The 591-nt window shown below is 36.0% G+C and carries 1 pseudogene; it reads right to left on the reverse strand.

Annotated elements, in window-relative coordinates:
- Positions 1-245 (reverse strand): annotated as a pseudogene (locus LB467_RS18690) (hypothetical protein); the annotation flags it as partial.
- Positions 246-591: the final 346 nt, after the last annotated feature.

Here is a 591-nt window from a genome sequence, read left to right on the forward strand (position 1 = left end):
CGGTGAACCTGTACAGATTTTTCCATTACATCTGTAAACAGCTCCATAGGTTCCTCCAGGGTTGGTTTTGAAAAATCATGCTGCCAGTATTTTAGTTGTTCTTCGGGATGCTGCCAGGAGATTGCTGCTGCTTCTTCCCTGTCAATTCCCGTATCCTCCAGGTAGTCTGCCATTATATCTATCAACTCATGTCCCTGTTTTCGGAAATTTTCTATGGAATATGCTTTTTCTAATTTTCTTTTCATCTTCAGATTTTTTGAACTACAAAGGAAAGAAAGCTTACTAAGAATTGCAGTTAATGGCTGCTAAAATTCTGCCTGAACTATATCTATGTTTACAAGACTAGCTAAATGGATTAAGTGTTAACCCTTCTTCATATTCTTGTTCTCAATTGACTTCGATTTTTTATATTATTAAATCCTGGAGAAGCTCTCCCGATTCATTTGGCGGGCATTCTTTTAAATTCTACTTTTACATTCACTTAAAGAAGATATGGACAAAAAAGTTATTATTGCTTCCAAAAATCCTGTGAAGTTAAAGGCCGTAAAAGAAGGATTCACCAAAATGTTTCAGGAAGAGACCTTCAATTTC

The sequence above is a fragment of the Salegentibacter tibetensis genome (assembly GCF_020164485.1).
GTDB lineage: Bacteria > Bacteroidota > Bacteroidia > Flavobacteriales > Flavobacteriaceae > Salegentibacter > Salegentibacter tibetensis.